Source organism: Sphingopyxis sp. 22461 (assembly GCF_052044915.1).
In the GTDB taxonomy this organism is placed as follows: Bacteria; Pseudomonadota; Alphaproteobacteria; order Sphingomonadales; family Sphingomonadaceae; genus Sphingopyxis.
On sequence record NZ_JBQENY010000002.1, the window covers coordinates 96,831 to 117,283 of the forward strand.

Genomic DNA, 20,453 nt, shown 5'->3' on the forward strand with positions numbered 1-20,453 from the left:
GGCAGGAGCGGTGCGTAGTGCGGGCCGGCGGCCCGTGCAAGCACTGCAACGCCGGCAGATTTCCCCGAACGCCCCCTGCGGGCCGGCCTATTCGGCCGCCTGCTTGACGAACAATTCCCGGCGCGGCCCGATTTCACCCGCGATTTTCCACAGCGCGTCGGCATCGACGTCATAGACGTCGAGCGCGTTGATACCGAGCATCGCCTGAATATCGTCGTCGGGCAGTCCGCCGAGGCTAGCCGACATTTTTTCGAACGTGTGCGGCCAGGTTCCCTCGGGATGCGGATAGTCCGTGCCCCAGAGGATGCGGTCGACGCCGATGTCATAATAGGCCTGCGTCGTTTCCTCGTCGGGCAGCGCCGAACAGCCGACCCAGATGTTGCGCGCAAAATACTCACTCGGCTTCATGCTCATATTGGCATAATAATCGCCGAGTTTCCCGCTCGTATGCTTGGCCGAAGCGCGGACATCCATCAGCTGCATCACCCACGGGAACCAGAATTCCCCGCCCGCCTCGGTGAAGCAGACTTTCAGCTTCGGATATTCCTCGAACACCCCGCCGAAGGTCATCGCCCACAAGGGCCGCGTCATCCAGAAAGCGAACTCGCACAGGAAGGTGCCGATCCAGCCGGGCTGTGTCGTGTCATAAGCGGGCGCCGCGCCCGAGTGGAAATGAAGCGGCATGTTCATTTCCTGGAGCATCGCCCAGATGCGGTGATATTTGGTGTGGTTATAGAGGTCGTAGCCGTCGGTCAGCGCGGGGAAAAACACGCCCTTCAGGCCATGGCGCTTCGCCCATTCGATCTCTTTCGCAGTCTCGTCGATGTCATAGAGCGCCGGAATGACCGCGAGTCCGATGCGGCGGTGCGGATCGTCCTGGCAGAATTCGGCCAGCCAGCGATTGTGCGCACGCGCGCCGGCCCACTGCAGTTCGGCCCGCGCCGCCGAAGGCCGAAGCCCGATGTCGGCACCAAAGGGCGGCGCGTTGCGTTCGGTGATCCCGTCGGGGAACAGGACTTCGGCGGCGACGCCGTCGCCGTCGAGCACGCGGTTGCGGATCGTACCGTCCCACGCGCCCTCGAGCCCGTCGCCGACGCGCGAACGCCACTTGTTGTTGAAGTCGTCGATCAGGAAGCGTTTTTCATGCTCTTCGCGCGCCTTGATTTCGAGCTGGACGGTCTCGTCGAACTGCTGATGATATTTCGAGTCCAGATAGCCCCGATATTTTTCGGGGGGCAGGCCGACATGGCCGTCCGACGAAATGACAAGATAACGATCCACACTCTCTCTCCAGTTTCTGTTTCTGTTTCTGTGCGCGGGCTAATTGGCCGTGTACGCCATGGTCAGACATTATGCTCTTCATCCGCCGGATAAAGCGGGTCGGGGCGAACGATCTATCGCTCGTTGTGGACAATATGCCGGGCCAGCACGGGCATCAGATGGCTCAGCAGCAACGCTCCTCCGATCATCGCGGCGATCGCAAACGGGGCCGGACGCCACCATTGATAGGCGGCCGAGGCGAGGACGGGCGGCAGGGTGATCGATGCCCCGGCGATGAAGGTGATGGCAGAGGCGATTGCGACCTGATCCTCGGTCGACCCCGCGAGCGACGCCGCCGCGCTGAACCCCGGGCGCGCGAGGCCATAGCCGAAGCTCGCGAGAATAAAGCCCAGGGCGGCGGCATTTACCCCGCCATGGGATATGGCCAGAAGATTGCCGGCAAAGGCAAATCCGGTGCCGATGCGCATCATCGACAGCGGCGACGGCGAGAACAGCCGAACGAAACCCCATTGGCCGAGCAGCGCGGCCACCGCGGCCGCGGTCATCGCGATGCCAATCATCCGCTGCGCCGCCATCGGGTCATCGGCCATGCGGTCGATGATCACGAAGCCGATCGTATAGAGATTGATCGCCTGCGCCGAGCAGAGCAGCAGCCCAAAGCTCAGATAATGGCCTATCCCCTGTCGGCGCCAGACCTGCGCGAGCGATATTTGCGGCGCGCCGCCGACGACCGGCGCCACACCACGCGACGTGCGAGGAAGGAATAGATAGGCTCCCCCCAGGGCGATGACGCCGAATATCGCAAAACCCAGCATCGGCCCGAGCGGCCCCAGCGGCTCGACGATCATCGCGGGCGCGATGGCGGGTCCGACGATGGTGCCGAGGCTGAGCGCGCCGGCCAGCGTCGTGATCGCGCGCGTCCGGGCCGCACCCGCCGTCTGCGCCGCGATCAGCGCCTGCGTCGCTGTCGCCGCCGCCGAACCGAGAAGGCCATAGGTCGACCGCAAGATCGAAAAGAGCAGGAAGGCGGCGAAAGGCGTGAGCAGCCCCAGCAGGCCCAGTTCGACCGACAGCGCGCAGCCGCCCATAGACACGACGAAGCCCACGAGCCCCGCGCGAATATAGGGATTCGGCCCCTTGCGCTCGATCCGCGACACCCAGAAGGGCGCGCTGATCGCCCAGGTCAGCGCCGAGAGCGAAAAAATGCCCGCGACCAGAAAATCGGGAATGTGCAACAACCGGCCGATCGTCGGCATGACCGACACCAGCCCGATATTGCCGATCGCGGTGAGGAAGGTCACTGCTCCCAAAAAGGGCAGGACCCACCGCGACCCGGTGCGCGGCGGGTCCAATACCATAGACATTTCGGCTGCGCCGCGATCAGAAGCGGATACGAACCTCGCCGCCGAAACTGCGCGGATCGCCAAATTGGCCGAGCGTGAGGACACCGAGGTTGATCGCGCTGACCAGATATTCCTTGTCGGTCAGATTCTTGCCCCACGCCGCAACCTCGAGCGTCGTGCCGCCGCCAAGTTCGATCTGGGTGAGCGCGATGCGCCCGTCGAGCAAGCCATAGGACGGCATCTTCGCCAGCGTATCCGGCGTGATCGACGAGAACTGGCTGCTCCGCCAGCTGTAGTTCAGGCTCGCCTCCAGTCGCCCAACGCCGGCATCGTGACGATAAAGCCCGCCGACCTGATAGTTCCACTTGGGTACGCGCGAGAGCACATAGGTTTTGGTGACGTCGGTGCCGTCGGGCAGGATGAAATCGATGTAGCGCGCATCGACATAGCCGCCGCCGAAGTTGAAGCTCAGCCCTTCGACGGGGCGCAGCGTTCCCTCGACCTCGACGCCGGTGAACTTCGCCTTGCCCGCGTTGATGATGTTGGTGGTCACCAGCGCGGGGACGAGCACACCGGCCTGAAAATCCTTGTAGATCGAATGATAGACCGCGGCATTGAGATTGAGCAGGTTGCCGAAGCCGCCATATTTCATGCCCAATTCGAACGACGTCAGCTTTTCCGGATTATAGGAGGTCATAAAGGCCGCGTTGGTCGCGGCGGTATCGTTGATGCCCCCGCTCTTGAAGCCCGTCGCCACGCGCCCATAGACCGAAAAATCAGGCTGGAATTTATAGAGGATGTTGAATTCGGGATTGAACCGCTTCCACACCCCCGAATTTTCGAGCGGGCTGAGGTCGGTATAGCCGATCCCGCCTGCCCCCGGCCGTGCGCCCGCCGCCGGGCCGCCGCTGCGGGTGACCGGATTGCCGTTCGCGTCGCGCTGGAACACGCCCGAACCGGGCGCTGCCGGATTGACGCGATAGGCAGAATTGGACAGCAGCAGCTCATAGGCGTGCTTCGATTCCCGCGTGTAGCGAAGCCCGACCGACGCCGTCAGCTTCTCGTCGAGCGCGCGCGGCGTCCACGCAAGCTGGCCATAGCCGGCATAGGATTTCGAACGGCCGCCGCGTTCGCTGATGTCGAAGGCGTTGCCGCCGAACTGGAAGTTCCAGCGCGGATTGAACACGTCATACTCGTCGTCGAGATAGAAGGCGCCGAGCGTATATTTGAAGTCGCCGACGGTCCCGATCGCCTGAAATTCCTGCGTGAACTGCTTGTAATTATTGTCGAGAACGATGCGCAGCAGATCGAGCGGGCTGCCGTCGAAATCGCTCGCCGACCGGGTTATCGCGGTCCGGCGCGCGGTGATCGATTTGAGCGTGAGGTCGCCGATACCGGGTTCCCATTCGAGCGTCAGCGCGTGACCGTTGGTGCGATAGTCGCTGCGCAGCGCGCTTTGCGCCCCGATCTCGCGCGTCCGTCCGCTCACCACATAGGGCCTCAAGAGCGCGTTGACGAACGCGGTCGCGCCCGATCCGGTGACCGCGGTGGTGGCAAGCTGGTTCGGCGTGCCCTTGCTGTCCGAAATATCATAGCTGTAGAGCGCGCTGAAGCTGCCCGACGGACGCCACAACAGGTCGGCGCGCGCCGCCCACAGCTCTTCTTCGCCGAAATTATCCTTGCGCACGCTGTTGCGATAATAGCCGCCATCGAGCTTGGTGATCAGGCCCACTTTGGCGCTGAAACCCGCCACTTCAGGCAGATCGACCGAAATGCGCTGGTTGAACTGGCCCCAGCTTCCGGCGCCCACCAGATATTGGCCGCCGAATTCGCCGCTCGGCTTCCGCGTGATCAGATTGACCGCGCCGCCGATCGTGTTCTTGCCGTACAAAGTGCCCTGCGGTCCGCGCAGCACCTCGACGCGTTCCAGATCGACGGTATCGAAGGCCGCCCCGGTCGATTTCCCGATCGGCACCCCGTCGATATAGAGGCCCACGGGCTGATCGCGGGCAAGGCTGGTGTCGGCCGAAGGCGACAGGCCGCGGATCGTGATCAGCGGCCCGAAGCTGTTGCCGATCGTCTCGTTGATCTGGATGTTGGGAACGATCGTCGCGATGTCAGACACGTTGCGGACCTGTGCCCGGTCGATCGCCGCGCTGCTCACAGCGGAGACGGAGATCGGCACGTCGACCAGCCGTTCTTCGCGGCGCTGAGCGGTGACGACGATCTCGCCTTCCCCAAGTCCCGCACCCTTGTCATCCGCCTCCTGCGCGAATGCCAACGACGAGTTCAACGCAGTCGTGACCATGACCGCCGCAAACGCGGCTTTCCGAAATGCCATAATTCCTCCCTATCCCACGACGGCCGGTTTCGGCCGCCAATCTCCGGGCTTCTTCATAAGTGGCCCGATAACGCCTTTGAGGATAACCGACGAACCACGGCCGTAAAGCTCACGCTGGTGGCCACACTGTTCACTCCCATGGCGAATGGCGTTGGGCCGCTTCCCCTTGTATGGCCGGACTGAAGCGTTAGACCCTTCCCGATTGCCGGCGTCGGCGCCGCGCGGGAGATCGGGCGCATGATTCCTACCGAAAAGATTACAGTTCCGACAACACGGCCTATGATCAGAAATCTGTCAGCGCACGCCTCGAGGCCCTGTTCCTGAACAACGTCGGCTTGGTCGTTGCCCGCGAACAGATCATAGCCGCCGCTCGAAATCCGGTTACCGGCAAGGAGCCGGAGAACTGGCACCAGCGGCTCTCCGAACTTCGTACCGTTCCAAAAGGCTTGGTTTGTTCTGCCCTGACACCCCGTCAGGAACGGGGTGTCAGGAGAAAATATAACGCACCATCCTATCGCGGCTTGGGCACCGAGATATACACACCGCCGGTGTTCGGATCGACCGAGAGATAGGGCGAACTCTTGCAAGGAAAGGCGGCGTTCATCGCCATCAGGAACAGATGGTGCGTGGACAATTGCCGGGTCTGCGGATTGTCGCGAAGGAATTTGTGAAACACGTCGCGATACTGCTCGTAGGTCGCGCCGGCCTGCGGGCAGTACACGGCCTCTTCAGGCGTTTTCCCCGTGTTCATCACGGGCGCATCGGCGATGCCCATGAAATATCCGATGCAAGCGCTATAGTCCTTCGGACCCGCAACGCATTGGCTGTAATAGGAATTGCCACCCGCAAGGCTTTCGCGCTTCTGAAAGGCCGCGCTTTCAGCCGGCAACAGTGCCGCGCACAGGGCCAGAGCAATCAACCGCATCATTCGCCCTCCCCAGGGATTTTTCACCAACGGCTCCTTACACCCGATTTGCCGCTCGTGCCTAACGATATGACAGGTCGAACGCCCCTATATCGCGTCCACGGGCAGCTCAATATATCTCGTGCCAGTTTTCGACTTCCGACGAGCTGTTTGCGAGGCCGAAACAGATCAGGCTCGGCCGGTTGGCGGAGGCGCCGCCGCGCTCCAGCCGATATTCGAGCCGACGGCACCGAAAGCCTTCGACGCGTTCTTCCGACGTCACCGTCAACGTGCCCGCCGATCCCTTCCCCTGCCAGCGATGCGTGTGGCCCACCGGCCAGCTGCCCGCGCGCTTGGCGCGTTCATTATATTTTCCGCTGAACTCGTCGAAGGGGAAAGTCGGCCGGCCGGCGAGTTCGACACCGCCTTCGCAGTCGTTGCAGCTGACTTCGCCGAACTTGTTATACTCCGCCTTTTTCGCCTCGATATCGGGCGGGGTTTTCAGGCTGTCGATGTAACGGGTCTTGGTTACCGGCGGCGGCGGACTGACCGAAGCGGGCGTCGCCGCCGCCGCGCCCTGACGCGGAGCGGGCGCCTCTTCGTCCACCCCCGTCCGCTCACGGGGGCGGGCCAAACCTTTGATGGCGTCCTCGGTGATTTTCTCCGCGGCCTGTTCGACCTTTTCCACCGCGCGATCGGCCAGGCATTTCAGGAGTCCCTGCGCCTGCGCGACATTGGCGATGGCCAGAAAGGCGGTAGCGGCGACGGCCGCACGCAAGACAGCTTGCATGATGAACTCCCGATTTTTGAGGATGCAGCAGAGGGTCAGCCGAAGTCGGTCGTCAGCGTTGCGATGAGCCGACGCGGGAAATTATAGAGATAGACCCCCGACGACCCGTTCGCCCAACCGAACTTGTTGCCGATGTTCGCGAGCTGGAGGCGAAGCGTCGCCGGGGCCTTGCCGATATGGAAGCGATAACGCCCGCCGACCGATGCGATCGCGCGCGCCGGGATGACGAGCTTGCCGTCGGTGCTGGCGATACGGTCGGACGTGCTTTCGACGACGATGTCGACCGAAAAATCGGGCGCGAACGTCGGCCGGTAATCAAGCACGGCGGTCGAAAGCCGGCCGAAGCTCGCGAGCGGCTTGCGGCCGACCAGCCCGCTGTCGACGGCGTCGCCCGACAGCTTGGCGTCGATCAGCGCCGTCCCGGCAATCGCGGTCAGCCCCGGTGCGAGCTGGCCCGAGAACGAGAATTCCGCGCCGCGGTGCCGCACGTCGCCGAGCTGGCGGAAGACCCGCGTGGCATCGAGCGAATAGAATGGCTTCGTGACGTCGAACACACCGGCCACCAGGCGGATGTTCGGCGTGATCGACCAGCGAACGCCGCCGTCGATCTGGCGGGTGCGGATGGCGGGCGGCGCATCGTCGCGGTTGACCGCAACGCCGGGTGCGACCGGGCTTTCCTCGAGACCCTGCGTATAGCCGGCATAGAAGGCCAGCGACGACGACGCATGGAATGCAGCGGTGGCGTTGAAGAGCAACGGATCGCCGGTCGTCCGAATCGCCGGGGCATCGGGATCGAGCACACGCTTGCGATAGTTCGTCTTCTGCAGGCCAAGGCTGAGTTCGCCGACGCCCTTCCACCGCCCTTCATAGGCGACACCCGCAGTCCATTGACGCACCGTGTCGCGCGTCTGCACCCCGAACACCGACACGGGTTCGGGAAAGGCGACAGGCTCCTCGAGCGGATGGTTGCCGACGAAGATCGCGGTATCGCCGCCATAGCGGCGCACCCTGTCGCGGCCTTTGAACGAGAGGTGCAGCGTGTGGAGCCGCGGCCCCTCAGCCAAACGTCGCGACAGCCGCACCTCGCCGCTTGTCGATGCCGAGCGGCGGCCGGGTTCGGCGATCACCAGTTCATCGGCGGTGCCATCCTCCCGCACATCGAGGAAAAGCTGGGTGTGCGAGCGGTCGAGGTCGAGGATCGACCGGAAAATACCGGCCTTCAGCGTCCAGTCACCCATCGTCGCCGATCCGATGACGCCCGCGTTGACCGTTTCACCGTCGTTGGTCGCCCATTTCTGGCCGAGCCGCTTCACGCGCTCGATGCGCGGCGGCAGATAATCGCCGCCGGTTAGCAACAAGGGTTGGCTTTCTTCGTCCGAAATGCCGGTGCGGCTCCAGAAGGGGGTGATGGCGACACCGTCGACCGGCGCCCAGCGCGCGATGAGCGCCGCGGTCCGATAATTCGCGCGGCCGCCGGTATGCGTCCGGTCCGCGATCAGTCCCAATCCCGCGCCGACGGCAAGACGGTCGGTTACCGGCAGCTGCGCGTCGATCTCCAGCGCCGCCGCGCCCAAGGGACCAAGCCGCGCGCCGAGGCTGACCAGCGCCCTGTCGCCTGGACTGCGCAGCCCATAGTCGGTGATGCCCGTCGGCGCCGGAAAGGGATAGCTTTGCGCCGACAGCCCAACACGCATCTGCAAGCTACCGATCAGTCGGTCGGTGAAACCGCCCTGCTGGTCGATATAAAGACTGTCGAGGCGGATATTGCCCGCCTCGGCCGCCGAGAAACCGCGGACATAATTGGGATTATAGATGCCGATCTGCTCGCCGCCGATCGAGGTGCCAAAGGCATCCTCGGCGCTCGTCGTCGCATTATCGTCAGCGCGCTGGGCGAAGGCGGCGGATGGCGCGGCGGCAAGCGCCAGCGCGAGCGCGGTGAAAGAAGCGCGGCGCATCATGCCACCGCCTTCATGCGGCGCCGGACATCTTCCCAATCGGTCATGAACATCGCGGCGGCGAGGCGTGCGGCCGGACGTTCGGGATTGAGCCGGTCGCTACGGAGGTCGTCATTTTCCTGCGAATAGCTCGACATGTGGACGAGGAGCGGATGCACGCCCGCCGCGCCCGGTTGATACCAGCTGCGATCGTTCTGAAGCTCCAGCGCGAGCGGCCGCGGGGCCCACGCATATTCGGAATCGGCGTCATAGGCGGGGAGCCGATCGGCAACATAGAGGCCATAGGCCGAGCCGGTGCGGATCTGGAGGCCGCCGCCCTGAACACCCTCGGCCTGCACCTGACGGCGCGCCATCATGTCATAGGGATTGAGGAAGACGCGCAGCACGGCGCCTTCCTGGTCAGGGTCGATGTAGCGGCCGTCGCGCTGCACCACCCCTGGCCTGCCGTCGACCACGCTCTTCGCGCTGAGGCTGAAGGTCGCGGCGACGAGCCGCACGCCGTCGATCGTCGGGACCACCGAGATGTTGATGTCGGCCTGCAGGCTGGTGCCGCGCACATCGCGGAGCGAGGGCTGCATCATCAACGCGTCGAAGACAACCATCGCGCGGCGGCGGAGCAGGTCAATTTCGGCGACGGGAATCCGGGCATCAGTGCGCGGCTGGTGGACGTGAATGTCGGGCGCCTTCGAATACCAGCCCGGCAGTCCAGCGCCGGGGCCTGGCGTGCCGATGGCCCAGCGCTCCATCAATTTTTTGGGCGCGCGACTATCGCCGGGGGCGGCCAGCGCCGCAGGGATCGCGGGTGTTGTCATGAAAAGGCCGAGCATGGCGAGCTTTAACAGGGAATATTTCATGGTTTCAGCTTTCGGAAAGAGATGGTGATCAGCCGGGCAAGCCGAGCGCGCCGCCGATCCCGCGCAGCAGGCCGCGCTTCTTTTTCGGCTTGGCGTCGCCCGCCGGCGCGTCGCTGTCGGTGTCCCCTCCGCCCATCAGCGACGCGAGATCGACGCCGAGCATGCTCATATGCGTCGCCTTGGTGCGCAGCTTGACGCCCCAGCCCGCGGACGCTTCGCGCGGCGATCCGTAATTGGCCTCGGGGCCATAGGCGGTCATCATCAGCATCGCCGATTCCGATGCCTTGCCGACCGCCGACGGGACGACGCATTCGGTGGCGTCCGGGGCGAGCAGGATGCGCTGCTGGACGAGGCGCGCGATGTCGGATTGCTCAAGATAGTCGGGCAACGCCATGCCAGGCATGCGCACCGCGCTCGACGTCCACATCACGATCGTCCCATCTTCGCGCGCACCAGTCACCGTCATGATGTAACCCCGCGCATTGGCGAGCGCAGGCCAGCTGACCTTGACCGCCCCCGACGCAAGCTCAGAGTTCCGCGGCGCGAGCGGCGCGAGGAAATCATTCCCGCCGGCGACGGCGAAGCGCATCTCGGGCGAATAATTGCCCTGCACAACATGATCGCCGACAAGCGAAGCGGCGCGCGGCACACGCGTGCCGTTCTTGTCCCCCGGCCATTCGCCATAGGTCGCGTGACGCCCCGCAGACGGCGGCACCATCGCCTTCACATTGGGGATCGCGCCAAAGGGCGACGCCGCACCCGGCTTCATCGTCGCAAGGTCGATGACCACCGGCTGGCCCGCGGGGGCATTTTCGCCGCAGCCCCAGTAGAGCTCGATCCGCCCCTTTGGCGCGTCCGGAGGGCCGGGCCGGTAATCGGGCTTGCCATCTACCCGGGGCGCCGCACCGGCCGGCGTGACGAGCGGCAGGCGATCGCCCGCGCGCAACGCCTGCGGCGGCAGATGTTCGGCGCTCGGCGCGGGACTGCGGCGCGCCGAGCCGAGCTGGAGCGAGAGATTCTTCGCCACGCCCGCCGGCTGGCCGGTCGCCATGCCCGACACGGTTTCGGCGGAGAGCCAATAGACGGCTTCGATCTTTGGCTTGGGTGCTTGCTGGGCGAAGGCGGCGGTTGCGGCGATGGCGAGCGCGCCAAGCGCGGTGCTGCCGGTCAGTATCTTGTTCATGCTGCTGCTCCCTTGACGATCAGGGTTGTTTCGGGGCCGGCACGGCCGGCGGCGAGATGTGCAGGCGCAGCCCCGGATGATCGATGACGAAGCGCCGGTCGGCGAACATGTCGATGCCCAGGATCACCGCGGGCTGGTCGAGGGTGAACCCGAGCACCTTGAACACCGACAGGTCGGCGATCCGCACCTTGCGGCCCTCGACCTTCGCTTCGCCGATCGTCAGCGCGTCGATCGGCGCTTCGACGCTTGCGGTCGCATGGTTCGTCGCGCCCTTGATATCCGATGCCTTGGCAAGCCCCGGGCTATCCGGAGAAAGCCCAATCGCTTTCGCAGCGGCCCAGTTGATGATCGTCCCGCGCGCGCCGGTGTCGAGGATCGCGGGCACTTCGACGCCATTGAGGCGGATCGTCAGGCGCGGCGCGCGCATGTCGTCGAGCACGAAAGGAACCGTCACCGGAAGCCCGTCGAGCATTCCAGCCTCGACCTTGCGCGTCATGCGCCAGCGGCGGCCGGGCATGTCCAGCTCGACCGCAAAATCGGCGATAATGTCGGCACCCAATATGCCGTCGGTGCCAAGCCGGTCGGTCGGCCCGGGCGGAAGCAGCATGAGTTCGGGCGAGTGGAAGACATGCCCGGCGACCTCAACCTGCTTGACCACCGCCGTTTCGACGTCGCTCCGCCCCGCCGCACCATCGAGCGGGTCGTCCGACATTTTGGCGACGAGCCCGGGCATTTCGGCGCGCAGTTTCGGCATGATCGTGGTGCTGCTCGCCGCGGTATCGATGACGAAGCGCCTGGGCGCCGAGCCATCGATGCTCACGAGGACAACGGGATGACCCGACGGGAGTATTTCGAGCGGCTGCTCCGTCGCCGCGGGCGCAGCAACAGATGTCGTCGGTCCAGCGGCGGTCACGCGCGCCTCGACGAGAATAAGCGTGCCAAGCAGCCCGAAGGCGGCAAGGCCTGCGCGATAACGATATGCCATAGCGTGTCTCCTTGGCGGCACGGTGCCGCGAATGGAGGTCGGCTATCGGCCCTCGGGCGGCTGTTCCATCAGCCTGCGACCAAGGCGGATCGGGTGTCGCCGGGCATGATCCGGCGCGACGAAGACGGACGCCGGTGCGACGAGCAAGGACGTCAATCGCGCCCACTTCCCTTATGCTCGGCGCGAACTACACATTGGAATTGCCATGCCACTGAAGCCCGAACATCGTCAGACCATTTCGCTGGTCATCGCGACCTGGACCCTGTCCGGCGTGCTATACCTCATTCCCTATCACATCTTCAGCGGCGCCAGCACCTACGTCATCGTTTCGGTGATCAACATCTGCGTGATGGGGACGCTGTTGTCCTGGGGTGTCTATTGGACGGTTCGGAAAACCCGCCACCGCAACATGGCTGTTCGCCTTGCGGCAATGGGCGCTGCCGTGTGCCTCGCCTCGGGCATGCTGGCCTTGATCGACGCGGCAACGGGGGAATGGATCGGCCGGCTCGTCGTATCGTCGCAAATGGCCGCGCCCTTCGGCCTTCGCGCGACCAACAATTTCATCGCGCTCATCTGGCAGTTCGCATTGCTCGGCGCAGCGTTTACGGTGATCGAGGCGAACAAGCTGACGCGCGAACGCGAACTGGAGCTTGCCGTGGCGCGCGAGGCCGCCAGCCGCGCCGAAGCCGCCGCGAGCGCCGCCAGCCTCGCGGCGCTCCGCTATCAGCTCAACCCGCATTTCCTGTTCAACACGCTCAACGCGATCTCGTCGCTGATCGTCACGAAGGAATATCGCACCGCCGATGCGATGCTCGCCAAGCTGTCCGAATTCCTGCGCGCGACGTTATCGTCCGAACCCGACGCCTTGCTGCCGCTCGAGGACGAGCTCGCGACGCTGCAACATTATCTCGAGATCGAGAGCGTCCGCTTCGGCGAACGGCTCGCGGTCGAATTCGTCTGTCCGCCCGCCCTCAACAGCGCGCTGGTGCCGGGCTTCCTCCTCCAGCCGCTGATCGAGAATGCGATCAAATATGCGCTCGCACCGTCCGCGGTGCCGGTGACGATCAGGGTCGAAGCGTCGAGCGACGACGATATGCTGCTCGTCTCGGTCGAGGACGATGGCGCCGGGCAGGAAAAGGACGCAAGGCCGGGCACGGGCGTCGGCATCGCCAATGTCCGCCAGCGGCTCGAGACACTCTATGGCACCAGGGGCAGCCTCGAAACGCTGAAACGCGAACGCGGTTTCCTCGCGATCGCGCGCCTGCCGCTCGAGCGGCGCAGCGACGAGCTCGCGGCATGAGCGCGCTTCACGTCCTGCTCGTCGACGACGAGCCGCTCGCGCTCCGGCGCCTCGAAACGCTGTTCGGCGACATCGACGATGTCGAGGTTGTGGGGACGGCTTCGACCGGTGATGAGGCCGAAGCGCGGATTGCCGCGCTCAGGCCCGATCTCGTGATGCTCGACATCTCGATGCCGCAAAAGAGCGGCATCCGCGTCGCCGCCGACCTGGTCGCCGACCCGCGCCCCGAAATCATCTTCGTCACTGCCTTCGAACAATATGCGCCCGACGCGTTCGAGGTCGATGCCGCCGACTATCTTTTGAAGCCCGTGCGGTTCGACCGGCTGCGCCAGGCGGTCGAGCGGGCGCGTCGACGGCGGGCGATGCGCGATGCGGTCGACCGGATCGCCAGCGCCCCGCCGGTTGAAATCCGCGAAGAAGCGATCTGGGTCCAGGTCGCCAGCGGCAACCTCCGCCTCCCCATCATCCAGATCGAATGGGTCGAGGCCGCGCGCGACTATGTGCTGCTCCACACCTCGACGCGCAGCTACATCCACCGAATTTCGATGACGGCACTGGAACAGCTGCTCGATCCGCAGCAATTGATGCGCGTGCATCGGTCGACCTTCATCCGGCCCGCGCTGGTGAAAGCCGTACAGCGGCTCGGCAAAGGGCTCATCGCGCTCGAAATGGAGGATGGCGCGATCGTGCAGGTCGGGCCGAGCTATGTCCGCGCCGTGCTCGACCGGCTCGGCCTGTCCTGACGCATTCGTCGCGCCGACGTCCGCTTTGGTCGACGCCGCAGCCGCCATGTCGCACCGCGATCCGGTTTCGAAGCAAGCGCGGGGCGCCGGCCTCCACACACCCATAGCGTGACGGTTGCGGCATCGAGCCGCGAGCAGAGACGACCGGCCTGTCCCGCGCCACTTCCGGCAAGAGGCCGGTCCCTCTGCTCCACCTTCACCGATTATGGAGCCATATCATGAGCAAACTCCCCTTCCTCGCCGCGGCGATCGCGCTCGGCCTGCCGATGCCCGCGCTGGCCAAGGCCGAAGCCAAGCCCGAAGCGCACGCCAAGGCCGAGGCCAAGCCCGAGGCGCGTGCGAAAGCCGAAGCGAAGCCCGAGGCGCGCGCCAAGGCCGAAGCGAAACCCGAAGCCCGCGCGAAAGCCGAAGCGAAGCCCGAAGGCTGATCGCGTCGGCAAAGGAGTGCCGGCGGGATCGCCCCCCTCCCCCGGCACTCCGCCACGCTCACAAAAAAACAGGCCGATACCGGCCGTTCCCAGGGCGCCCGGCCCCGTCTTCCGGACGCTCGCGTTGAGAATATGGAAATGTCATGCGAACCCTGATCCCGGTGGCCGGCTGCGCCGCGCTTCTCCTGGCATTGCCCACGCCGGCCCTCGGCCAAGGCTTCCTCAAGCGGATTGCCGACCGCATCGCCGAGGCACCGAAGCAGGTCGCCGAAGAAACGGCCCCCGCGGACGCGCCTTCAGGGGGAAAAGCCACGGCGCCTGCGCCTGCCAAAAAGGCATCGTCGTCCAAGATTGCATATCCAAGCGAACTGCCCGACCCCGAAGGCTTCGCCGCCGTGAAGAAGGCCTATGACGATTTCGGAAAGGTGCGCTGCACCGGCTGTGAAGGCGGCTATGCCTATGATGGCTGGCCGGTCTTTCCGCGCGACGAAACACCGCGTCCCTATAATGGATCGAAGCATATATTGGGCGAGTTCGCGATCGGCCATGTCCATCGCTGGAAGGGCGCCGAATCGCAGGGGTCGCTGACCATCGTCAGCGAAGAGCCCGTCGGCGGCTTTCGCTGCCGCCAGCTCCTTTACCGGCTCACCAAGGGAAGCGCCTCAGCGGAACGGCCGGGCCTGCTGTGCTGGGGTTACGCCAATCAATTCGCCGGGTCCCAGGGCTGGAACGTGGTTTACTGATTGACGCTGTCGGGCGCGGCCGTTCCGGCCTCGGGCGAATTCCGGCATGAGGTCATCCTGTCGACCTGGTCGAACCCGGGTTGACGGATCGATTGCCGTATCGGGCCGGTGACATCGCCTGCCTTGAGATGCGCAAAGTCATTTACGCTGCCAAACAGATCGAAATTGCTTCCGCTGCCTGCTAGGAACACAGGCTGAAGGGATCAACGTGTTCGACTTCCTTGCGTTTCTGGCCATCATCATCCTGTTCATTCTGTTGATGGACACCCGCGGCCGGTTGAAGCGCGCCGAGGCGACGCTGCTGGAAGCGGCCAGACGGATCGGCGCGCTGCAGCGCGGGGCTGCACCGCCGGTGACCGGGGACGCGGCCGCCGAGGTCGCTGCGGCCACTCACGAGACTGCCGCTCCGGCGCAGGGCCAGCCCGCCGTTGCTGCCGAGGCAACACCACTTCCCGCGCGATCAGACGATCCCGTCAAGACGCCCGGAACCATTGAAACGCTGCCCTCGCCCGCCGTTGGCGCGGCGCCTGCGCCGAAACCGCCAAAGGCACCCGTTCCGGCCGGACCGCCCGTCAGTCTCGCGTCGCGGTTCGAAAATCTGTTCGGGAAGACGCTGCCGATCTGGGCCGGCGGGCTCACGCTCGCGATCGCCGGCGTGTTGATCGTCCGCTATGCAATCGATGCCGGCTTCTTTGCACGCATCTTCACGCCGGGCGTACAGATCGTCGCCGGGCTGTTGTTCGGCCTCGGGCTAATCGGCGGCGCCGAATATGCCTGGCGCAACGAAGAGAAATTGCGCGACGTGCGCGTGCCGCAGGCGCTTTCGGGCGCCGGCATCGCGACGCTCTATGCCGCGATCATGGTCGCGGCGAACGTCTATCAGCTGATCGGGCCGCTGCTCGCCTTCCTCGCGCTCGCGCTCGTCACCGCTGCGGCACTCGGCCTGTCGCTCCGGTTCGGTCCGCCGAGCGCGCTGCTCGGGCTCGCGGGCGGGCTGGCGGCGCCCGCGATGGTCGGGGCGGTCGAACCCAATGTGCCGCTGCTCGCGGTCTATCTCGCGCTGACGATCGCCGGGCTCGCGGGGGTTGCGCGCGCGCGGCGCTGGCCGTGGCTCGCGCTTGCGGCGCTGATCGGCGGGATCGGCTGGGGTCTCTGGATGGTCCTCGCGAGCGCGGCGCTCGACGTCGTCGCGTCGGTCTCGATCGGGGGTTTCGTCCTTCTTCTCGCCATCGTGCTGCCGATGATGGCGTTCGACGGGCCGCGTTCGACGCTGCTGCGCACCGCCTCCGCGGTCGTCGGGGCGCTCCAGCTGGCGCTGCTCGTCGGCTACGGTGGCTTCGCGCCGCTCCACTGGGGACTGTTCGCGCTCATCGCCGCCGCGGGCCAATGGCTCACCTGGCGCGAGCGCGGCTTCGCGATCGTTCCGGCGATCAGCCTGCTGCTCTCGCTGGCCCTGCTGGCTGCGTGGCCCGATCCCACGCCCTTCTGGTTCGGCCTGATCGGACTGTCGCTGCTGATCATCCACGCCTTGCCGCTTCTTGCGCGAATGTGGGCGCTCCCCAAAAGCCTGCGCCCGACGCTCGAACTTTGCATCATCGCGCTCGCCGCAGCGCCGCTGACGAAATGGCATTTCTGGAGCGTCGCCGACGGATCGCTCGCGCTGGTCGCGCTGGGCGGCGCGCTGCTGGCGGCTACCGCCATCGGTCGCGGTTGGCGCGTCGAGGGGCGGACAAACGACGGCCGCATCGCGTGGCTGACCGCGACGGCGGGGGTCCTTCTCGCGCTGGCCATTATCCTCCTCATTCCCGCGTGGCTAGCGCCGCTTGGCATCGCAGCGGTTGCAATCGGGCTGCTCTTCTTCGGAAAGGCCGCACTCGACGCATGCATCGAACGCGTCGCGGCAGGCTTCGTAGGCGCCGCACTGGTCGCGCTCGTCGCAACATCGCGGGCCTTGGTCGAACTGCCGCGGCTGATCGAGGGCGCGGATGGCACCGACGGCATGGCGATAATCCGCTGGGCCGGCCTTGCCGCCGCCGCGCTCCTGTTCGCGGTTCGCGCCGACGGCGCGATTGTGCGCCGGGTCGGTCAGATTGGCGCGGCGTTGTTCGCTTACGGTGCGTTCGCGCAGGTTTTGCCGGCGAACGCGCTAATGCTTGTCCCGGCGCTGGGCGGGGCGGCGGTACTTCTTGCGACGCGGCGGATCCTCTTCAGCCGCATCGACGGCGCGGCCGCCAGCCTCGCGACGCTCAGTCTGGCGTGGGCGGCGCTTCCGATGGCCATCTGGTCGACGAAAGCATTGCTATCGCTCGCCGGTGTCCCGATGCAATTCGATGACACGCTGCTCACGATCGAACCGTTGCTGCTGCGCCTGCTGCTTCCCGCATTGCTCTTCGCGATACCCGTCTGGCTGATCCGCGATGCGCTCCCCCGCTGGCTGTGGATCGCGGCGCTCAGCCTCGCCGCCATAGTCGGCGGCGTCGCCGTCCATTCGCTCTATCGCATCGGCTTCGCCGCAGCGGCGGGCGGGGATTTCGTCACGACGGGCATCCTTCAGCGGCTGATCTGGGAGGCGATATTGATCGGCGCAGGCTGGTTCGCGATGGCGCGCGGGCTGACCGGCGTCGCCCGTCCGCTAATTGTCACGGGCACCGCGCATGCGCTCTTCTATGGCCTCATCCTGCACAATCCCTTGTGGTCGGCGCAGGCGGTCGGCGGCTGGCCGCTCGTCAACCTGCTCCTCCCGCTGTTCCTGCTGCCGTGGCTGGGGCTGACGCGGATGCCGGCGCTCTTCGCCAAGGCACCGGCAGAGCTCGACCGCGCGATCCAGATTGTAACGATGCTGCTCGCGCTGGGCTTTGCGTGGGCGACGCTTCGCCAGCTGTTCCACGGCGCGCTGCTCGCACAGCCGGGCGTTACCGACGCGGAGAATATCCTGCGGTCGATCCTCATCCTCGCGCTCGCGCTCGGCTTCCTCTTATGGGGCATCCGGGCGAAGCGCCACGACTGGCGCATCGCATCGCTGGTGCTGATGATCGCCGCGGCGGGCAAGGTCTTCCTGTTCGATGCCTCGGGGCTCGAAGGGCTTGCGCGGATCGGCTCGTTCGTCGCGCTCGGCTTCAGCCTGATCGGGATCGGCTGGCTCTATAGCCGCCAGCTCGCCCCCGACCGCGATGCTGCGCCAGCGCCCGCCTGAACCGCTCCGACAAGCCAGAGAACCGAAACGATGCTGCGTAGCCTGCCCCCCGTCCCGGCCTGGTCCTCGGCGCTGATCGCCGCGCTCGTCGGCTTTGGCGGCACGATCGCGCTCGTCGTCCAGGCGATGCGCAACCTCGGCGCGTCGGGCGACCAGACGGGGTCGGCGGTCACCGCTTTGTGCCTCGGCATCGCTATAGCGGGTGCGGCGCTGTCGTGGCGGCTGCGCATGCCCGTGGTGCTCGCCTGGTCGACACCCGGCGCGGCGCTGCTCGCCGCCGCGGCACCCGGCCTGTCGTGGCCCGTCGCGATCGGCATCTTCCTGTCCGCGGCGCTGATGATGATCCTGCTCGGCATCGTGCCGCTGCTCGGACGGCTCGCCGAGCGCATCCCGGCGCCTATCGCCTCGGCGATGCTCGCGGGGGTGCTCCTGCCTTTCTGCCTCAAGCTGTTCGGGCTCGGCGCCGCCGACCCGCTGCTCGTCGCCTTGCTCGTCGCGGTCTTCGTCGTCGCGCGCGCGCGGCTGCCGCTCTATGCGCTGCTCCTCGCGCTCGCGGCGGGCATGGTGCTGACCTTGCTACGCGGCGACATCGGGCCGCTACCGCCGGGTGCCACCTTCGGCATGCTTTTGCCCGTGGTTCCCGCCTTCGACGCGCGCGCGATCCTCAGCGTCGGCGTGCCGCTGTTTCTCGTGACGTTGGTATCGCAGAACCTGCCCGGCCTCGTCGTGCTGCGCGGCGCGGGCTATGCGCCGCCGCCGCGCCCGCTGATCGTCGGCAGCGCCCTCGCCTGGCTCGCGGCGGCGCCCTTCGGCGCCCACGGCCTCAACCTCGCGGCGATCACCGCGGCGATCTGCACCGCCGACGAAGCGCACCCCGACCGCGCAAAACGGTGGACCGTCGGCATGCTTTATGCGGGCTTCTATCTGCTGCTCGCCATCTTCTCGCCGCTGCTCGTGCGCCTCTTTCTCGCGCTGCCGCCCACGGTCATCGCGGCGCTGACGGGCGTCGCGCTGATCCCTGCGCTGCTCGGCGCGATCGAGTCGATGTTCGCCGCAAAATCGGACCGGGACCCCGCTATCCTGACCTTCCTCGCCACCGGATCGGGCCTGACGTTGTTCGGGCTGGGATCGGCCTTCTGGGGGCTCGTCGTCGGCTTTCTGGCGCTCGCGGCGAGCCGGTGGCTGACGACGCGAAGCTGACGCGCCTTCATTCGTGCCGCAGCGCGTCGATCGGATCGAGCTTCGACGCCCGGCGCGCGGGATAGAAGCCGAAGGTGATCCCCATCAAGGCCGAGAAAAGGAAGCTCAGCACGTTGACCAGCGGATCGAACAGGAAGGGGACGTCGATCACCCCGGCCATGCTCCACGAAAGCAGGAAGGCGAGCCCGATGCCCACGACGCCGCCGAAGCAGCAAAGGACGACGGCTTCGGTCAGGAACTGCAGCTGCACCTCGCGCGCGAGCGCACCGATCGCGAGGCGAATGCCGATCTCGCGCGTCCGTTCGGTGACCGACACGAGCATGATGTTCATGATACCGATCCCGCCGACCAGCAGGCTGATCCCCGCGATCACCGCTACCATCGCGGTCAGTGCCCCGGTCGCCGCGCCCAGCGCCTGATTGACCTGCGCGGTGTCGACGACGTTGAAGTCGTTGGCGGCGGTGCCCTGAAGCAATCGCCGTTCGCGCAGCAGTGCGACGAGCGAGGCCTGGATCGTCGTACTCGCATAGGCGCTGTCATATTTGATCACGAAATATTGCAGGTTGTCGTTACCGGTGAAGCGTCGCTGCACGGTCTTGAGCGGCATCATCACGACATTGTCGCCGTCCTGATCGGGACCCCCGCCCTCGCCGCGTTCCTTAAGCAAACCGACCACGGTGCACGACACATTGTCGAGACGGACTTTCGCGCCGAGCGGGCTTGCACCCGCAACGAAGATCGCCGCCCGCACCTTGGGGCCGATCAGACAGACGCTCTTGCCCGCACTCTCTTCCTCGGCCGAGAAGCTGCGCCCGTCCTCGACCTCGACCGAGCGGGCGCGGAGGAAGGCATTCTCGACGCCTTGCACGCTCGTCTGCCAGCTCTGACCGTTGTGGAAGGCCGTGGCACTGGAGGAGACGCTGCCCGACACATCTTCGACCCCGGCGATCTGGCTGCGCGCAGCATCGATGTCGTCCTGCTTGAACGGCCGCGGCGCACCGCGGTCGCCGCGGACCGGAAAGACGATCAGCACGTTCGATCCCAGCGAGGATATCTGGTTCTTGACCGACGCGGTGACGCCATTGCCCAGCGTCACCATCGTGATCACCGCCGCGACGCCGATGATGATCCCGAGCGTCGTCAGGAAGGAGCGCAGCAGGTGTCGCCGGATTTCACGGAAGGCGAGCAGCAGCGTCGCGCCGAACATGCC

At 65.8% G+C, this 20,453-nt stretch carries 16 protein-coding genes; 6 read left to right on the forward strand and 10 right to left on the reverse strand.

What is annotated here, in order from left to right:
- Positions 1-87: 87 nt before the first annotated feature.
- The 9 genes from ACTJI5_RS02970 to ACTJI5_RS03010 form a co-directional block, all read right to left on the reverse strand.
- Positions 88-1,281 (reverse strand): amidohydrolase family protein, encoded by a 1,194-nt coding sequence (locus ACTJI5_RS02970; protein ID WP_440859361.1) that lies wholly within the window; start codon positions 1,279-1,281, stop codon positions 88-90.
- Positions 1,282-1,394: 113 nt separating this feature from the next.
- Positions 1,395-2,645 (reverse strand): MFS transporter, encoded by a 1,251-nt coding sequence (locus ACTJI5_RS02975; RefSeq protein ID WP_440859362.1) that lies wholly within the window; start codon positions 2,643-2,645, stop codon positions 1,395-1,397.
- 16 nt (positions 2,646-2,661) lie between these two features.
- The gene (locus tag ACTJI5_RS02980) at positions 2,662-4,965 is read right to left on the reverse strand and encodes a TonB-dependent receptor (RefSeq protein WP_440859363.1); all 2,304 of its coding nucleotides are present in this window, start codon (positions 4,963-4,965) and stop codon (positions 2,662-2,664) included.
- 511 nt (positions 4,966-5,476) lie between these two features.
- Positions 5,477-5,917, reverse strand: a complete 441-nt coding sequence (locus tag ACTJI5_RS02985; protein ID WP_440859364.1) for a Rap1a/Tai family immunity protein — start codon at positions 5,915-5,917, stop codon at positions 5,477-5,479.
- Between the two features lie 82 nt (positions 5,918-5,999).
- Complete coding sequence (locus ACTJI5_RS02990) at positions 6,000-6,659, reverse strand: hypothetical protein (RefSeq protein WP_440859365.1); 660 nt, start codon at positions 6,657-6,659, stop codon at positions 6,000-6,002.
- Positions 6,660-6,694: 35 nt separating this feature from the next.
- Complete coding sequence (locus tag ACTJI5_RS02995) at positions 6,695-8,614, reverse strand: TonB-dependent receptor domain-containing protein (protein ID WP_440859366.1); 1,920 nt, start codon at positions 8,612-8,614, stop codon at positions 6,695-6,697.
- Positions 8,614-9,468, reverse strand: coding sequence for a hypothetical protein (locus ACTJI5_RS03000; protein WP_440859367.1), 855 nt, complete (start codon positions 9,466-9,468; stop codon positions 8,614-8,616). Before ACTJI5_RS03000 ends, ACTJI5_RS02995 begins: the two co-directional genes overlap by 1 nt.
- A gap of 28 nt (positions 9,469-9,496) precedes the next feature.
- Positions 9,497-10,651, reverse strand: coding sequence for a hypothetical protein (locus tag ACTJI5_RS03005; protein WP_440859368.1), 1,155 nt, complete (start codon positions 10,649-10,651; stop codon positions 9,497-9,499).
- A 19-nt stretch (positions 10,652-10,670) separates the two neighbouring features.
- A complete protein-coding gene (locus tag ACTJI5_RS03010; protein WP_440859369.1) occupies positions 10,671-11,636 on the reverse strand; it encodes a retropepsin-like aspartic protease in 966 nt (321 codons plus the stop codon).
- Between the two features lie 205 nt (positions 11,637-11,841).
- Here ACTJI5_RS03010 and ACTJI5_RS03015 point away from each other — a divergent pair, with 205 nt between their 5' ends.
- The 6 genes from ACTJI5_RS03015 (at position 11,842) to ACTJI5_RS03040 (ending at position 19,243) form a co-directional block, all read left to right on the forward strand.
- Positions 11,842-12,936 carry a sensor histidine kinase gene (locus ACTJI5_RS03015; RefSeq protein ID WP_440859370.1) on the forward strand — a complete coding sequence of 365 codons (1,095 nt, stop codon included), beginning with the start codon at positions 11,842-11,844 and terminating at the stop codon, positions 12,934-12,936.
- Positions 12,933-13,679 carry a LytR/AlgR family response regulator transcription factor gene (locus tag ACTJI5_RS03020; protein WP_058536335.1) on the forward strand — a complete coding sequence of 249 codons (747 nt, stop codon included), beginning with the start codon at positions 12,933-12,935 and terminating at the stop codon, positions 13,677-13,679. The genes ACTJI5_RS03015 and ACTJI5_RS03020 overlap by 4 nt, the downstream gene beginning before the upstream one ends.
- Before the next feature lie 218 nt (positions 13,680-13,897).
- Positions 13,898-14,107, forward strand: coding sequence for a hypothetical protein (locus ACTJI5_RS03025; RefSeq protein ID WP_037514865.1), 210 nt, complete (start codon positions 13,898-13,900; stop codon positions 14,105-14,107).
- Positions 14,108-14,250: 143 nt separating this feature from the next.
- Positions 14,251-14,850: a hypothetical protein gene (locus ACTJI5_RS03030; RefSeq protein WP_310254378.1), complete on the forward strand. Its 600-nt coding sequence runs from the start codon at positions 14,251-14,253 to the stop codon at positions 14,848-14,850.
- Positions 14,851-15,058: 208 nt separating this feature from the next.
- Positions 15,059-18,043 carry a DUF2339 domain-containing protein gene (locus tag ACTJI5_RS03035; RefSeq protein WP_440859371.1) on the forward strand — a complete coding sequence of 995 codons (2,985 nt, stop codon included), beginning with the start codon at positions 15,059-15,061 and terminating at the stop codon, positions 18,041-18,043.
- A 30-nt stretch (positions 18,044-18,073) separates the two neighbouring features.
- Positions 18,074-19,243 carry a benzoate/H(+) symporter BenE family transporter gene (locus tag ACTJI5_RS03040; protein WP_440859372.1) on the forward strand — a complete coding sequence of 390 codons (1,170 nt, stop codon included), beginning with the start codon at positions 18,074-18,076 and terminating at the stop codon, positions 19,241-19,243.
- Positions 19,244-19,250: 7 nt separating this feature from the next.
- Here ACTJI5_RS03040 and ACTJI5_RS03045 read toward each other — a convergent pair whose 3' ends face one another.
- On the reverse strand, positions 19,251-20,450 hold the full coding sequence (locus tag ACTJI5_RS03045; protein ID WP_440859555.1) for an ABC transporter permease: 1,200 nt from the start codon (positions 20,448-20,450) through the stop codon (positions 19,251-19,253).
- Positions 20,451-20,453 lie beyond the last annotated feature (3 nt).

Bases quoted from the DNA above. Each gene is read 5' to 3' on its own strand.
- ACTJI5_RS02975 (WP_440859362.1), bottom strand. From the start codon at position 2,645: ATGTCTATGGTATTGGACCCGCCGCGCACCGGGTCGCGGTGGGTCCTG.
- ACTJI5_RS02980 (WP_440859363.1), bottom strand. From the start codon at position 4,965: ATGGCATTTCGGAAAGCCGCGTTTGCGGCGGTCATGGTCACGACTGCG.
- ACTJI5_RS02990 (WP_440859365.1), bottom strand. From the start codon at position 6,659: ATGCAAGCTGTCTTGCGTGCGGCCGTCGCCGCTACCGCCTTTCTGGCC.
- ACTJI5_RS02995 (WP_440859366.1), bottom strand. From the start codon at position 8,614: ATGCGCCGCGCTTCTTTCACCGCGCTCGCGCTGGCGCTTGCCGCCGCG.
- ACTJI5_RS03000 (WP_440859367.1), bottom strand. From the start codon at position 9,468: ATGAAATATTCCCTGTTAAAGCTCGCCATGCTCGGCCTTTTCATGACA.
- ACTJI5_RS03005 (WP_440859368.1), bottom strand. From the start codon at position 10,651: ATGAACAAGATACTGACCGGCAGCACCGCGCTTGGCGCGCTCGCCATC.
- ACTJI5_RS03010 (WP_440859369.1), bottom strand. From the start codon at position 11,636: ATGGCATATCGTTATCGCGCAGGCCTTGCCGCCTTCGGGCTGCTTGGC.
- ACTJI5_RS03015 (WP_440859370.1), top strand. From the start codon at position 11,842: ATGCCACTGAAGCCCGAACATCGTCAGACCATTTCGCTGGTCATCGCG.
- ACTJI5_RS03020 (WP_058536335.1), top strand. From the start codon at position 12,933: ATGAGCGCGCTTCACGTCCTGCTCGTCGACGACGAGCCGCTCGCGCTC.
- ACTJI5_RS03025 (WP_037514865.1), top strand. From the start codon at position 13,898: ATGAGCAAACTCCCCTTCCTCGCCGCGGCGATCGCGCTCGGCCTGCCG.
- ACTJI5_RS03030 (WP_310254378.1), top strand. From the start codon at position 14,251: ATGCGAACCCTGATCCCGGTGGCCGGCTGCGCCGCGCTTCTCCTGGCA.
- ACTJI5_RS03040 (WP_440859372.1), top strand. From the start codon at position 18,074: ATGCTGCGTAGCCTGCCCCCCGTCCCGGCCTGGTCCTCGGCGCTGATC.
- ACTJI5_RS03045 (WP_440859555.1), bottom strand. From the start codon at position 20,450: ATGTTCGGCGCGACGCTGCTGCTCGCCTTCCGTGAAATCCGGCGACAC.